Source organism: Halomonas sp. AOP7-E1-9 (genome assembly GCF_052376035.1).
Taxonomy (GTDB): domain Bacteria; phylum Pseudomonadota; class Gammaproteobacteria; order Pseudomonadales; family Halomonadaceae; genus Vreelandella; species Vreelandella citrativorans.
The window spans coordinates 139,863-152,917 of sequence record NZ_JBQSVC010000004.1; the positions used below are offsets into that span (position 1 = coordinate 139,863).

General features: G+C 51.9%; 10 protein-coding genes. 6 read left to right on the forward strand and 4 right to left on the reverse strand.

The window, feature by feature from the left end:
- Window positions 1–67: 67 nt before the first annotated feature.
- The gene (locus ACT3R4_RS04155; protein ID WP_441677629.1) at window positions 68–493 is read right to left on the reverse strand and encodes a Rid family hydrolase; all 426 of its coding nucleotides are present in this window, start codon (window positions 491–493) and stop codon (window positions 68–70) included.
- Window positions 494–570: 77 nt separating this feature from the next.
- On the reverse strand, window positions 571–1,710 hold the full coding sequence (locus ACT3R4_RS04160) for an ornithine cyclodeaminase family protein (RefSeq protein WP_441677627.1): 1,140 nt from the start codon (window positions 1,708–1,710) through the stop codon (window positions 571–573).
- A 406-nt stretch (window positions 1,711–2,116) separates the two neighbouring features.
- On the opposite strand from ACT3R4_RS04160, the gene ACT3R4_RS04165 reads away from it, so the two are divergent.
- From ACT3R4_RS04165 to ACT3R4_RS04190, 6 genes are all read left to right on the forward strand, one after another.
- Window positions 2,117–3,238 (forward strand): hypothetical protein, encoded by a 1,122-nt coding sequence (locus ACT3R4_RS04165; RefSeq protein WP_441677625.1) that lies wholly within the window; start codon window positions 2,117–2,119, stop codon window positions 3,236–3,238.
- A gap of 70 nt (window positions 3,239–3,308) precedes the next feature.
- On the forward strand, window positions 3,309–4,769 hold the full coding sequence (gene dcm / locus ACT3R4_RS04170; protein WP_441677623.1) for a DNA (cytosine-5-)-methyltransferase: 1,461 nt from the start codon (window positions 3,309–3,311) through the stop codon (window positions 4,767–4,769).
- A gap of 48 nt (window positions 4,770–4,817) precedes the next feature.
- On the forward strand, window positions 4,818–6,041 hold the full coding sequence (locus ACT3R4_RS04175) for a type II restriction endonuclease (protein ID WP_441676402.1): 1,224 nt from the start codon (window positions 4,818–4,820) through the stop codon (window positions 6,039–6,041).
- Window positions 6,025–6,483, forward strand: a complete 459-nt coding sequence (locus ACT3R4_RS04180; RefSeq protein WP_192526797.1) for a very short patch repair endonuclease — start codon at window positions 6,025–6,027, stop codon at window positions 6,481–6,483. The genes ACT3R4_RS04175 and ACT3R4_RS04180 overlap by 17 nt, the downstream gene beginning before the upstream one ends.
- Before the next feature lie 750 nt (window positions 6,484–7,233).
- Window positions 7,234–9,033, forward strand: a complete 1,800-nt coding sequence (locus tag ACT3R4_RS04185; protein WP_441677621.1) for an ATP-dependent nuclease — start codon at window positions 7,234–7,236, stop codon at window positions 9,031–9,033.
- Window positions 9,002–10,819 carry an ATP-dependent helicase gene (locus ACT3R4_RS04190; RefSeq protein ID WP_287078144.1) on the forward strand — a complete coding sequence of 606 codons (1,818 nt, stop codon included), beginning with the start codon at window positions 9,002–9,004 and terminating at the stop codon, window positions 10,817–10,819. The genes ACT3R4_RS04185 and ACT3R4_RS04190 overlap by 32 nt, the downstream gene beginning before the upstream one ends.
- A 110-nt stretch (window positions 10,820–10,929) precedes the next feature.
- Here the strand turns inward: ACT3R4_RS04190 and ACT3R4_RS04195 are convergent, their stop codons facing one another.
- The gene (locus ACT3R4_RS04195; protein ID WP_192526795.1) at window positions 10,930–12,141 is read right to left on the reverse strand and encodes a helix-turn-helix domain-containing protein; all 1,212 of its coding nucleotides are present in this window, start codon (window positions 12,139–12,141) and stop codon (window positions 10,930–10,932) included.
- Between the two features lies 1 nt (window position 12,142).
- Window positions 12,143–12,898: a hypothetical protein gene (locus ACT3R4_RS04200; RefSeq protein WP_192526794.1), complete on the reverse strand. Its 756-nt coding sequence runs from the start codon at window positions 12,896–12,898 to the stop codon at window positions 12,143–12,145.
- Between the last annotated feature and the right edge of the window lie 157 nt (window positions 12,899–13,055).

Genomic DNA, 13,055 nt, shown 5'->3' on the forward strand with positions numbered 1-13,055 from the left:
TAAACCAGAGGCGACCGGTCGATGCCGGTCGCCTGTTGGACGCTCGAGTAACAACCCGGGCGCGGCCTTACTGAGTGGATGTATCGATTTTCTGGACCGCGGCGCTGCCAGCGCCGCGGTAAGCGGTCACTTCCAGCTCGACCTTGTAGACCTCCGAGCCCAGCGGCGGGCAGGTCACGGTGATGACCGGATCGATACCACGCATCGTCTCGCCAAACAGCGTCATGACGGTCTCGGTGTCGGCCGGGTTCTGGATGAAGATCTTCGCGGACACCACGTCCGCCAGGCTGCTGTCGACGGCGGCAAGACCGCGCTCGATGTTGGCAAACACCTGCTTGAGCTGCTCGCTGACGTCCTTCGGAATCTCCTTGGTTTCCGGGTTGCGACCGGCCGTGTTGGAGACAAGGATCCAGTTGTCGACGGCTACCACGCGGGAGTAGCTGGCATGTTCCTCGAATTTGGAACCGGTCTTGACCTTGGTAATCGTGCTCATGGTTAAACGCTCGCTTTGAAGTCGATGAAAGGGCGGGCGCGCCGTGAAGAGCCCCCGCCGGAGAAGGCGCTGATTCGTTATCGCAGTACGGGCTCATCCCACAGGTTGAGCTTGACGCCGATACCCTCTTCCACGGCCCGGCGGTAGACGACCGTGGCCCAGGCGACGTCCTCGACCGGCATGCCGCCGACCGACATCATGATGATCTCGTCGTCGTTCTGACGTCCCGGGCTGTCGCCGGAGACGATCGCGCCCAGGTCCTCAAGGTCATCGGCCTTGAGCGTGCCGGCGTGAATCATGTCCATGAACTTGACGCCAACCAGCGGAATAACGTTGTGGGCCGGCTTGGGCACTTCCTCGTACCAGGCTTCATACAGGCCGGTGTCGTCGAGCACTTTGCGAACGTCGGGCGCTTCCATGCCTTCATCAAAGTTGCATGGTGCGGGCATGGCCAGAAAGGCGCCGGGCTTAACCCACTCACGCTTGACCAGCGGGTACTGGGAGGGGTCGCCGACTTCACCGGAGGCGCAGTAGGTCACGATGTCCGAATCGCGCACCACGTCTTCTGCGCTGTCCACCACCTCAATGTTGACGATCTGTGGGTAGTGCTCTTTCACCCAATTCAAAAAGGTACTGAGGTTTTCGCCGCTGCGCCCCTTGACCTTGAGCGTGTCGATCTGCGGACAGACGGCCATGAAGGCCGCAACGCTTGTGCGGCCCATCACGCCCGGCCCCAGAAGGCCGATGACGCGGGAGTCCTTGCGCGCCAGATGGCGCGCGCCAACACCCGGCACTGCGCCGGTACGGTAGGCCGACAAAAGGTTAGCCGACATGTAGGCCAGCGGTGCGGCGGTGTCCGGGTCGGTGAGCGTGAACATCAAAATGGAGCGGGGCAGGCCCTTCTCCTTGTTGGCGATGTTGGAGCCGTACCACTTCACCCCCGAGGTACAGAAGCTACCGCCCAGATAGGCCGGCATCGCCATCATGCGCCGATCCGCGGTGGGCTTGGGCATGGTGGGAAAGGGCGACTCTTCTGGGAACATCACCATCGCGCCATGCGAGTCATTATTAGGCCCGGCCATGCGATAATCGCCGATGTGAAGCAGATGGAAGACCTCTTCCATGGAATCCACGCAGGCGGCCATGTCGGTGACGCCAGCGCGGATCATGTCCTGCTCGGAAAGGTAGATAAAATCGATTTTAGTATTGTTATGCATTGCTTTGCTCCCAACGAGTGTTTGACTGAACGCAATGCATTTATGATGCCTAGCCTTGAGTACGAGCGTTAGCACAGATCGGCAAGCCAATTACGACTGCCGGTGAGTTCTCTTCAAATTTAAATACCCCCTCATTACTGTAAGATCCCGGCTGATCCTTGGGTTCTACTTTACTTGGGCCTGTTGGCCTTTCACATGGGCAGCCATAACAAGCAGCAGGCCAAGGACATCATGCCCTATGCCTCAACCTGCTCACGAATAGGCTCGCTGGCGTGGGCCTCGCCACCCGTGATCCTGCGAGCTTGCCCCCTACTGCCAAGTCATCTTCGTCCCAACGTCAACACTTGCTAATTATCCCTTGCCCATCCAGTATCAAACCTCCACGCGTAGTGTAGGATAATAGGCAATGAGCTTGCTGACCCCGTTTGGGCCCCTTCAGGATATTCCACTTGATAACATCGAGCAGCTAAAGGAAATTCTCGTCCGTTCCGACAAAAGTCGGATGCTGGAAGGTCTGGTCATTGAGTCAGTGTTTAACGAGTATCTCAGCAAGCTTACCGGGCAAGGGATTGACGTATTGCCGATCTCGCTGGTTCGCACACTGACGGTGAAAGCCCAGCGCCATTCGACGCGGAAAACGTTTGTGAATGCCTGGTGGGTGTGGGACCACTCAGAAGCGTGTACGTCAGCAGCAGCGCTGCGCAGGCTTCTTGCGCCCAAAGGAAGTCATGACGGTTTTCTGTTTGATTGCTATTACAACGAGTCAGCCCGAGACTTCTTTATCAAGGAGTGGAACGGCGAAACGCATATTCCCATTCAGTCCTTTATGCTGAAGAACCGCCGACAAACAGTGCCTCAATTCAGGATTCCTGCGGCGTCGGTCATTGATGAACACCGCTCCCAACAAGCCTTCTGGGCGGGCATTTCCAGCCAATATAGCGATGATCTTTTCAAGCGGGTCGTGCTCCATCGCTTATTCAAAAACTGTGCAATACAGCCTTTTTTCGATGGCGTGTGGGATATCGACAGCCTTGCACGGCAGCCGGATAACACCTTCATACAGCTGGAAGTTAAGCACAAGTTCCCGCGTGTTACTGGCCCTGATGAGAATCTCTCTTTTGGGATTAATAACGGCCAACTAATGGTCATGCTGGCACTGGCCCAAAGAGGTATCAAGACGCTGCACATGATTATGGTGAAGCCGATCTGGAACAAAAACCTGGGCACGGGCTACCTGCTCAACCGAATCGGGGATCGCAAGAACATCGTACTATTGGCAAAGTTATTGGATGAAACGACCTTGCGCGAGATAATGAAAAGACGCTCATCGGCAACGGGGGCGGAACAATCCTTCACCGGAAAGGATGAGCAAAAAGCGCGCTACGTTATCCCTTCCGAGTTTCAGTTTCTGGGAACGCTTGATGATCCTGTCGAAGAAATTGCCAAAAACATTCATCTTGCTGCCACTGGCCATGTGGATCGCCCGGCCAGTGATCAGATGTTAAAGAACAGCCGTATTCAGCAGTAAGATCTCGCTAATACCGAACGACGGGTCTACAATCGTGGCAGATCGTCACACATTTGACCCAGAGAACCTCATGACCCTCCTTTTCGAGATTGATAACGCTGCTGACTCAGACGCGGCTCCTCAACCAGCAGGTACTTCTCTATCGCCCTATGAGAGGCTTGATGACAGAGCTCTGTTGAACAAGCTGTTGGAAATTTACGATCAAAGAGCCATCGCTGAAGCACTTGCCGAGGTTGATAAGGGGAGCTGGTGCCGAGAAACCATTAATCGCTGGGCCAAAGGAAAGGCTGAACCCAAAGTTACCCGTGCCGCCTACCAGCGCATGGTGTCCATGCTGCCAACGCCTAAACCCAATGATCTCAAGCCTTCTTTTCGGTTCATTGACCTGTTCGCCGGTATCGGGGGAATAAGAAAGGGGTTTGAAGCCATTGGCGGTGAATGTGTGTTTACGTCCGAGTGGAACAAGTACGCCGTACGTACTTATAAAGCGAATCATTTCTGCGATCCGCTGACGCATCGCTTCAATGAAGATATCCGCGAAGTGACGCTGAGCTCGAACCTCGAGATTGACGAAGATACCGCCTATAAACACATTGATCAGCAGATTCCTGATCATGACGTATTACTGGCAGGCTTTCCGTGTCAGCCGTTTTCTCTGGCAGGCGTTTCAAAGAAGAACTCTCTTGGCCGCAAACACGGGTTTGAGTGCGATGCCCAGGGAACACTGTTTTTTGACGTTGCGCGAATTCTGGCCGCCAAGCGGCCGGCGGCTTTTCTGCTTGAAAACGTCAAAAACCTCAAGAGCCACGACAAGGGTAAAACCTTCCGTGTGATCTGTGAGACGCTGGATGAGCTGGGTTATGAAGTGGCGGATGTTAACGCTCCCAAAGGCCAGGACCCCAAGGTTATCGATGCCAAACACTTCCTTCCTCAGCATCGCGAGCGGATTGTGCTTGTGGGCTTTCGTCGAGACCTTGATGTTCATGATGGCTTCACCCTGAAAGATATCGTCAACATGTATCCGAAGCAGCGCCCCTCTTTTGGCGAACTCCTGGATAAGGACGTCGATGACAAGTACATCCTGACGCCTAAGCTTTGGGAGTACCTTTACAAGTACGCGCAGAAGCACCGCGAAAAGGGTAACGGATTCGGCTTTGGCTTGACCCGCTCCCACGACGTGGCCCGCACCTTGTCAGCCCGTTATCACAAGGATGGCTCGGAGATTTTGGTAGACCGTGGATTCGATGACGCCTTGGATTTCTATAGTGAACACAACCTCACGCACCGGCCAAGAAGGCTGACGCCCCAAGAGTGCGCACGATTAATGGGCTTTGATAAGCTGGGTGAAAGCAACTTTGTCATCCCGGTATCCGATACCCAAGCCTACCGGCAGTTTGGTAACTCGGTGGTTGTCCCGGTGTTTGAGTCAGTGGCAAAGCTAATGAAGCCGCGAATTTTGGCTGCCCGAAAAATTGAGTCTATCAAGGCGAAAGAAGATCAAAAACAGCTTGAGATTCCCCTCGCGCTGTAACGGGTTTGCCAACGGTTTGAACGCCAGGATATCAGGGACTATAAACGTATGGAAAAGCTGTCCACTCACTTTACAGGCGTTGGCGTAAAGCTGCTGAGTGAGGTTGAGGTTAACCCCAAAAAGTCCAACCAGCATGAACTTCAAGGGGTTCAGAAGCTCCGTCAAATTCTCGGAAGTGAGCGGCGCTGTATTGAGAGCACATGCCTCTATATGGGTGATGATGACGCCGACAGGCTCTCTCAGAATGGAACGTTAACCTGGTACGATGCACGCGAGAATGACCCGGCGCGTAGTGCAGAGTTTCGTTTGTACTATAAAAGTAGCAATGAGCCCCTGAGGTCCGCGGCGGCGGGCGACACCCTGATTTATGCTCACCGGCCTGATGGTTCTCTGCTGCTGGTTATCATTCCCCAGGAAAGTGAGCTTCGAACAGCGCTTCTGTGGCTGTTCGGTGTGCATGAGGAGCCTGGTACGACGCTTGAAATCATCGACCCAACCCGCATCGAGGTTCCGGTTTCACTGTTCAACTATATTGCTGACGAAGTTGGGATAGCCGTTCCAAAAGCAGGTACTGATGAGGATAGTTGGCTAGATCTACTGCTTGAAAGATTCGGCCTAAAATTTCCCACCACCCGGAAACTGTCAGCTCTGGCGCTTGAAACGCTGCTACATGATATTGATCCTGTCTCCGCGCCTGACGATACGTTGATGGCATTGATCGAGCGCGAAGAAATACTCTTTAAGCAGTTGGAGCGTCACATTGTCAGTAAACATCTGGTAGAGCATGCCAACGGCTGGTCTAACGATGTAGATGCTTTTATCAGCTTCTCTCTCAGTGTTCAGAACCGAAGAAAATCCAGAGCCGGGCACGCCCTGGAAAATCATCTGGAGTGGATATTTGGCAAGCACGGGTTACCATTTGAGCGCGGCGCCAGAACCGAGAAACGCTCAAAGCCGGACTTCCTGTTTCCCGGTAGTGAAGCGTATCAACACCCTAATTTCCCTTCTTCAAGACTTCACATGCTGGGCGTCAAAACTACCTGCAAGGACCGCTGGCGGCAGGTTCTGAATGAAGCTCAGCGTATTCCTTTAAAGCACTTGCTGACCCTTCAACCCGGCGTATCAGAGCATCAGCTTACGGAAATGAGGGATGCTGGCGTTCAGCTGGTAATTCCATCGCCGCTGCAGCCGTTTTACGCTCAAGGCAGCGTCGAGACGCTATCCAGCTTCATCGAATTTATTCGCGGGCACCACCATGGCGGACATTGTTGATCGTTCCACTCGGTCAAAAATGATGGCTTCTATCAAGGGCAAAAATACTGTCCCGGAGCGGTTCGTTCAGGCGGAGCTAGAGAAACGACATATTTCTTTTGACGCCCACGCGAACCACTTGCCCGGTAAACCAGACCTTGTGATTCCTGTTTATCAGGTCGCTCTTTTTGTAAATGGCTGCTTTTGGCACCGCCATGAGGGCTGCTTCTATGCGACAACGCCTGCCAGCCAAAAGGAGTTCTGGCAGAACAAGCTCGCCGAGACCGTACGTAGAGACGCACGCAAACAGGCCGAACTAGAGGCTCAAGGATGGCGCGTCATCGTTGTATGGGAGTGTGGCGTGAAACACTGCCCGCAGGAATTTGAGGTAGTGATAGATGCTATCGAGGGCGAAATCGCCCTTTCAGAGTGGCCCGAAAAGCCGCCACGCGTCAGGGACTAACGCACTAGCGACGCTATTATCACGAAGGGCCAAGTTCCCACTCACGGCATTCTCTCTAAATACGTTAGCTTTTTAAAAACCAAAGAAGCCAAGGGCTTCAACCAATGGCGTGGAAAACTATTTTCCTGGTGGCTTAACAATTATTGCAACCGTAGATGGTAAACACGCTTATTACTAATGACTAAAACTTAGAGCTTGGTCATATTGTTACGTCGACATCACTCAATATTCTGAATCTGAATATTGATAATTTTATAAAAAATCAATAAAAACATAAGACTATAAAAATAATAGGAAATTATTATGGATATACTCCCCAGTCTACTCCCCGCATTGCATGGGCATAAAATCGTGAATAGAGGCATTTCAACCAAAGGTATGTGCGAACGATGGGGCAGGTAGCCACCTCAAGAAAGGATCTGCATTGCTTATCAGGAGGGTGCTTGCCTTCAGTGATTTTTATTATCACATATGCAAAGAATTATGAGCACAACCACCTAGCTTTAAGGAATACGAATTATATTCTGCTACACCTATAAATAAATTATCCTTTATTATTCAACAATTTACTTATCGCAGGCCACTTACTCGTAATCAGCAAGCAAGCTTATCATCGCTTCAACCGTCTAGTCATATTGATCGCGTTGAACGATGCATATGCACTAATTTTTCATTCAGAACGCAAAAGTGTCGATACGCGCTAAGCTATGTTAGGTTACAAACAAAGCCTAAAAGAGCAGAGTTTGGGACATGCGCCTTTCTAGAATTTTTATAAGAAATTTCAGGAACTTCCAGACTCTTGACGTTGCTCTCGGTGGCAACGCGGTGATACTAGGCGAGAATCGTACTGGAAAGAGCAACCTTCTGTACGCTTTGCGGCTCATTTTTGACCACAATCTACCGGATAGCGCACGTCAGCTCTCCCCGTCAGACTTCTGGGACGGCCTCGAAACGCTCAGTGCGGATGACAATATCGTGGTCAGCGTCGAAATCAAAGACTTTGAGCATGATCCGGATATTCTGGCCGTCCTTACAGACTTTCGACTCGATGACGATCCCGAGACCGTGAGGCTTTCCTATGAACTTCGGGCGAGAGCCGATCTCGACGTTGACGCCCCTATATCTGCAGCAGATTTCGAATTCTTCTGCTATGGGGGGGAGAGTGATACAAAAACTTATGGTCACAAATTACGGCGCCGAATCGCAATGGAAGTACTTCCGGCGCTGCGCGACGCCGAGAGTGATCTCGCCGTATGGCGGCGCTCACCTCTACGCCCACTGGTGGAAGAGGCATTCAGGACCGTCGACCAAGATGATCTCGTGGCCATCGGCGCGGCTATTGAGGAAGTTACCGGAAAGATAACGCAATTCGAAGAAGTCCAATTACTACAACAACGCATCGCAGACGCGTTTTTAGAGTTAAGCGGGCCGCGCCAGAATATCCGACCCGGTATCGGATTCAGCCCAGCGGACCCGACTCGCCTGCATCGTTCCATCCGCCTATTAATTGATGATGGCGCGCGAGGAATCGATGATGCCAGTCTCGGCTCTGCCAACCTGGTTTTCCTCAGTCTAAAAACACTAGAAATCAGGCAACTGATCAGTGAAAACAGTCGCGACCATACATTCCTCGCAATAGAAGAACCAGAAGCGCACCTGCACCCACATCTACAGCGCTCGGTTTACCGGCAAATGTTCGAGTCGGTCGATGGCGAAGAGACGCCAGGGCCTCTCTCAGTCATTTTGACGACCCACTCTCCACACATCGCAAGCGTTTCACCATTACGGTCAATCGTGTTGCTAAAGGACGCCGGCGAGAAAGGTACTGTCGGCTATTCAGCTCAAGAGATCAATCTCAGTGACCACGAAGCGGACGATATTGCACGGTATCTAGATGTGACGCGCGCAGAAATGCTGTTCGCGCGAGGCGTTATTCTAGTTGAAGGTGATGCAGAGAAGTTCCTTGTACCCGCCCTTGCGGAGCGAATCGGACAACCTCTAGACAGGTTAGGTATAACTGTCTGCTCAGTTTCAGGAACTAATTTTAAACCATATGTAAAATTTCTGAGCGGTCTCGGCATACCGTTTTCCGTAATCACGGACCGAGATCCGCAAGAAGGGAAAAAACCGCTTGCTTACAATCGCAGCCGAGGACTTATTGCGATTATTGCGGAACATTGCACCGGAGAAAGCCCGGACGATGTGCTCGCGGAACTGGCCGGGCACAGCGATTATGAAGATTTTCGTAAGCGGTGTGAGGACTTCGGCATTTTTTCCAATATGCAGACCCTTGAGGCTGACCTTTTTCAGGAAGGGTTCGCGGACGCGATCATAGGGGTGCTGCGTGAGTACAGGTTCAGCGCGGAGCGCCAAGACCAAGTTAATCGTTGGGAAGAAAATCCCAACAACTTGGATGAGCGCCTTCTTCTAAAGATGATAGATAGCATTGGCAAGGGGAGGTTTGCCCAAAGACTGCTCTCTCTCTGCGAGGAGATTGACCCTCCAGGATATATCGACCGTGCCATCAGATACGTGGCCGACCGTGTCTGAGCGTTCAGCGTATATCAAGGCTGCCGAAAGCCTACGGGGCAATTCGGGACAGTGGGCTGCCTATGAATCGGATGGTCATTGTGTCGTGCTGGCAGGCCCAGGCAGCGGCAAAACGAAGACACTGACAATCAAGCTAGCGCGTATGCTCGCCGAAGATATTGAAGAGCCTCGGGGCCTAGCCTGCATTACCTATAACAACGAATGCGCGCGTGAACTTGAGCAAAGGCTCAACGACCTGGGTATTGCACCTGGCAAACGGATTTTTATTGGCACTGTCCACTCATTCTCGCTAACGCAAATCATATTGCCATACTCAAAGGTGGCTAGGCTCGGCCTGCCAGAAGATTTTGCAGTCGCAAATCTGCAGGAACAACGCGACGCACTGGAGCGCGCCTATGACAGGGTTATTGGAAGGGATGAGGATCCACACAGAATGTGGAAGGGACTCATGGAACGTTATCGTCGATCTCATCTAAACCGTGCGGCAGCAGCCTTTCATGACGACGATGCCACATGTGCTCAACTCGTTCTTGCCTACGAAGAAGAGCTGAGGGCGCAAGGATTGATCGATTTCGATGATATGCCATTACTCGCCTTGCGTGCGCTTAGGGAAAACAAGTGGCTCCGCTGCGCCATTCGCGCTAAATATCCCGTTTTGGCTGTAGATGAATATCAGGATCTCGGCAGTGCATTGCACAGTATGGTTTTAGGACTTTGCTTCAGCACCGGAATACGACTTTTCGCTGTCGGAGATGTGGATCAATCGATATACGGCTTTATTGGCGCAAAACCGGAACTGCTAAGGAGGCTTGCTCAGCGCGCGGATGTAGAAACGGTTCCGCTGCGCCTGAATTACCGTTGCGGATCAAGCATCGTCACCGCTTCGCAGTTCGCGCTAGGTGAGGAAAGGGGATACGAGGCTCCGGCGGGCGCTGCAGAAGGGACTATCTATTTTCAGCCCCTTCATGGCAGCTATGAACAGCGTGCGTACTACATTTTCGAGACGCTCATTCCCAATGCCATAGCTAGGCTACCGGGCTTAGAATCGGGAGACATTGCTATCCTCTACCCAGCCGCATGGCTCGGTGACTATATTGCAGATGCTGCCCAGGCATACGGCTATGGCACAGTCAGGGCGGACAGTAAATCACACTACCCCCGCTCAAGCCGACTGATGCGCTGGCTAGAGCAATGTGCCACGTGGTGCTGCAGCGGGTGGCAAACAGGAACACCTCGCTTCTCAAGGCTCGTGGCTGACGGCGAGCGTCTGTTCGCTGAAACGCTCGCCTCCGAAACAGAGCAAAACGAATTCCAGCGACAGCTAATTACTTTCCTATGGGAACGGCGTGACAGCACGCTTGATCTTCATACTTGGCTAACGACCTTCCGCCAAGAGTTGCTGAACGATCACCTTGCCCGAAGCCGCACTATGAGCGACGAGCGCAACACACTAAATACATTTGTAGAGAAAAGTGCCCCCGGGAACACCTGTGACGGCTTCACGCTCGGCCTTTTCTGCGGTCATGGCGAGGGCAACAATCGCATCACCTTGACAACCCTTCACAGCTCCAAGGGCCGCGAGTTCCGTTTTGTCGTTCTCTTCGGTATGGATGACGGCAAGCTACCGCGCAATAATGCAGGAGAGGGAGAGATAAGAGAGGCACGTCGCCTGTTCTATGTAGGCTTCACGCGTGCGGAAGAGGAAATTCATATAATTTACAGTGCTAATAATCCATCACCGTTTGTAACAGAATTGGCAGGACGAATTGATGCAGGCGATGTCTGAACTAGGCTATGTTTATATGGATAATAAGTGCTCAAGCCTCCTGGAAAGGCTAAAAAAATTACTACAAGCACCTACCCTCGTGAACCAATGGAAATGCAACGCTCTCACCTCTATTTCTGAAATGGCAGGACATCCGCTCGGGTAGCTCGACCAGACCTTACGGTATTGTGCTTGAGCTTGAGAGGCACCACGTTATCACCAGCATTGGACTGTTGGCTTAGATAACCAGGTCGTAGGCTACAAAGCATCTCAATGGTTTCTGGCGGCAACCCAATCTGATACACCAATTCAGCGCGCTCGAAGATGCCGTTATCTACCAACAAATGAGCGCCGCGCATCATGAGCTTGGGCTGCTCGAAAGCGAAGGTATCGTCGCCTGGCTCACCCTTCGTCCATTTACGTGCAGAGCGTCCTTTCCAAAGCCTTAATTCAAGCTGATCCGAAAGCAATGATAGGTCTCGACAGCGTACGATCATTGACGCTACTGAGACCTTCCAGCGAGATTTAAGCGAGAGCAGGTTATCAAGCGTTGGCCATACGACCTCCTGCGCAAAGCTCTCAGGAGGCATCAAAAAAGCACTGGCAAAACGGTGTGCCTGCCCTTCTAAAAGGTCGTAGAGCTCATTTTTCACATATTGCGAAGCCGGAATTTTCGAGTGTAGTACTAGATGCCCCAGTTCATGCGCTGCGTCGAAGCGGTTACGAATAGCATTCGCTTTGTCTTCAGCGATCAGCACATAGGGTCGGCCATCCAAGACGGAAACATGGGAGACACCGTCCATTTTGACATGCCCCAGGGTCGCACGAGTACAAATGATTCCAGCATTTTCCATTACCTGGATAACATTCGGAATAGGGGCAGTACCGAGATTCCAAGCTTCACGGCATTCGCGCGCGATATCTTCTATTTCTTCATCACTGATCAGGCGACAGTCATCGGCATCAAGCATAGGTACATTGACCTCAGGCCACTCCATTGCATCCTGAAAGAAGTCTGAAATCTCTTGAAGCCATGCTAAATACAACTGCGACCGCTCACGGGCCTGCTTGTGAGCAGATGCTTGAGAGCGGAAAAAATGGGGGCGCTGTTCTCTCTGGAAAGCTAGCGGTATTGGCTTGAGAAACCACATACGTGAAACATTAAAAACGTGGCAAAGGCGATCAAAGGACTCAGCCTCAGGTAGCTGGGTACCTTTTTCCCATGCCGAAATCGTGCTGGAAGAGCGTTCAATTTGCTCTCCCAGCTCCGCGAGGGTCAAATTTTGGGCCATACGCAGCTGGCTCAGCCGTTGGCCTTGAAATCCATCAACCCCTGTTCTCATGTCACTCGCTTCCACCTTCGTGTTGGTCTCGTTCCTCATCGCGACGCATGCTAGCACGCAGTTTCGGATAAGCAACATCACCGAGACCATCTATTTCGTCGTAATACTGTAAAAGCTCATCAGCACTAATTCGCAAGTGAAACCCTGCGCTTGGATCACTGAATGGAACGGCTACAACGATGCCTAAGGGAGAACTGTGGTCACCTTCTGTCCATTTTGCTGTATAAGGCAGTAATAAAGCGTGCAAAGAGTCATCATTCGGGCCGAGAGGAGGCGTGGCAGATTGAAACAAGTCAGGATGCTGCGCTTCCAGCTTTTCGTTAATAGCGCTGAACTCACGCCGATATTTAGCCGAAGTAGGCTGCGCTTTATCCTTTGTCACGACACTGGTAGTAATTAAAAGAGAACCAGCCTGAATGAGCGCATAGTGCCCGCCTGCTGGGCGAGTAGAATAATTGCTCACTTCGAAGCTTTCATCGCCCTGCAAACCAAGAATAGCCTCTTGCACCGTGTAATGATGTAACTGCGGCCCTGGACCAGCCAGCGGTACATACTTGAAAGTCTCTTTAAGGTGGCTGTCGCTATTCTTAAAAGCTACTTCAATGCCTTCAAGCAATTGATTTAGATGATGACGAGGTAGTTGCTGGCAAATAAAGCGGCATAGTTCTTCTCTGTTCGTTTCTTTTTGGCTCACGATTGCCTCCAAGGCGCCGATTCGGTAAAGCAGATTATAGGCCCGTTTTTTCCTGTTATCCACGTAAAACTCATTCTCTAGCCTGCTGAACAGGACACGCTAGTCGCTTTAGATGTTGTCCCCCACAAAGGGTATTATGTGGCCAAGAGCCCAGCCCAAGTCACACGCTGCTAAGGAATACACAAGTACATACATGCCCATACTGCGATGTTAACCCGAG

Bases quoted from the DNA above. Each gene is read 5' to 3' on its own strand.
- ACT3R4_RS04155 (WP_441677629.1), bottom strand. From the start codon at position 493: ATGAGCACGATTACCAAGGTCAAGACCGGTTCCAAATTCGAGGAACAT.
- ACT3R4_RS04160 (WP_441677627.1), bottom strand. From the start codon at position 1,710: ATGCATAACAATACTAAAATCGATTTTATCTACCTTTCCGAGCAGGAC.
- ACT3R4_RS04165 (WP_441677625.1), top strand. From the start codon at position 2,117: ATGAGCTTGCTGACCCCGTTTGGGCCCCTTCAGGATATTCCACTTGAT.
- dcm (WP_441677623.1), top strand. From the start codon at position 3,309: ATGACCCTCCTTTTCGAGATTGATAACGCTGCTGACTCAGACGCGGCT.
- ACT3R4_RS04175 (WP_441676402.1), top strand. From the start codon at position 4,818: ATGGAAAAGCTGTCCACTCACTTTACAGGCGTTGGCGTAAAGCTGCTG.
- ACT3R4_RS04180 (WP_192526797.1), top strand. From the start codon at position 6,025: ATGGCGGACATTGTTGATCGTTCCACTCGGTCAAAAATGATGGCTTCT.
- ACT3R4_RS04185 (WP_441677621.1), top strand. From the start codon at position 7,234: ATGCGCCTTTCTAGAATTTTTATAAGAAATTTCAGGAACTTCCAGACT.
- ACT3R4_RS04195 (WP_192526795.1), bottom strand. From the start codon at position 12,141: ATGAGAACAGGGGTTGATGGATTTCAAGGCCAACGGCTGAGCCAGCTG.